Here is a 1448-nt window from a genome sequence, read left to right on the forward strand (position 1 = left end):
CCGCCGAACCGAGCGGGATTTCCAGGGTCGGCTTGGTCACGTCGCGTTTCTTGCCGTTGGCATCGGCGCCTTCCCACCAATGTTTCGGCAGCACTGCGAGGTCGCCGATGATCTTGGGCAGTTCGCGATTGCCCTTCTGGTTGAAATGGAACTCCACCTCGCGGTCCGAAATCGCCACCGCATCGGTGACATTCTCGAAATAGCGGCTGTATTGCGGGCTGTTGGCCTTGAGCACCTGGAACGACCAGATCACGTCATCGACGGTGATCGGCTGGCCGTCATGCCATTTGGCGCGCGGATCGAGCCGGTAAGTCGCGGAGGAATAGTCATCAGGATATTTGTAGGCATCGGCGATCAGCGGATGGCTGGTGCTGCCTTCATCGGTCGCCTGCTCCATCAGCGTGTCGTAGAGCAGGCCGCCGCCGAACCCGACCAGGCCGGCGGCCGGTGATCCCTGGACGACATAGGGATTGAAGCTGTCGAATGTGCCTGGCACCACCGAATTCAGCGTGCCGCCCTTGGGCGCGTTCGGATTGACGTAGTCGTAGTGCTGGAAATTGGCGCCGTATTTGGACTCGCCGATCAGCGATGAGGTGGTGCGCCATTCGTCGGCGCGGGCAGCCTGCAATCCCGCCGCCAGAAGGGCTGCCGCCAGCAACGACTTGAGAAGCGTTCGGCCAACCGTCATGCACTATCCTCTTCGCGATGCCCGTTCATGGGCAATCTAGATGATTTGGCGCTCGTGAAAACCGTCATGCGCGGCTTTGTCGCCGCCTATGCGGTTTTCCCAATAAAAAAGCCGGGCTGAACCCGGCTTTTTCAAGGTCGTCGAGATGATATCGAAATTATTGGGCAGGCGCCGGTGCCGGTGCGGCCGGAGCCGGGGCGGCGGGAGCGGCCGGCGCGGCACCCTCAGCCGGCTTTGCCGGAGCGGCTGCATCGGCGGGCTTGGCGCCTGCATCGGCGGCGGCACCGGGTGCCGGCAGCGGCTTGGGATTGTCGGACAGCGTGCGCAGATAGGCGATGACGTTGGCGCGGTCCTCGTCCTTGGGCAGGCCGGCGAAGCCCATGGCGGTGCCCTTCACGAATTTCTTCGGCGAGGTGATGAAGTGGTTGATGTTGTCGTAGGTCCACTTCTCGGTGCCGCCCTTGGAGAATTCCTTCATGCCGGCCGAATAGGCAAAGCCTTCATGCTCGGCGACCGGGCGGTCGACGAGGTCCCACAGGTCCGGGCCGACCTTGTTGGGGCCGCCCTTTTCGCCGGAATGGCAGGCCTGGCACTTCTTGAAGACGGCAGCACCCTGCTCGACATTGGCGGTCGCCAGCAGGTCGGCGATCGGCTTGGCCGCGGCGGCAGGCGCGGCCGGACCGCCTTCGGCGGGCTCGGCGGCCTCGATGGCGAAACCAGGCTTTTCCGGCGCCGGCGACGCAAACAGCGCATCGGACAC

The 1448-nt window shown here is 64.0% G+C and carries 2 protein-coding genes; both read right to left on the reverse strand.

What is annotated here, in order from left to right; all coding sequences use genetic code 11:
• On the reverse strand, window positions 1-688 hold a 688-nt coding region (locus EN914_RS35360; protein ID WP_245497931.1), incomplete at its 3' end, for an ABC transporter substrate-binding protein.
• 157 nt (window positions 689-845) lie between these two features.
• A partial coding sequence (locus tag EN914_RS35365; RefSeq protein WP_164779165.1) for a cytochrome c family protein occupies window positions 846-1448 on the reverse strand: 603 nt, incomplete at its 5' end.

This window comes from Mesorhizobium sp. M7A.F.Ca.CA.001.08.2.1 (genome assembly GCF_003998455.1).
In the GTDB taxonomy this organism is placed as follows: Bacteria; Pseudomonadota; Alphaproteobacteria; order Rhizobiales; family Rhizobiaceae; genus Mesorhizobium; species Mesorhizobium ciceri.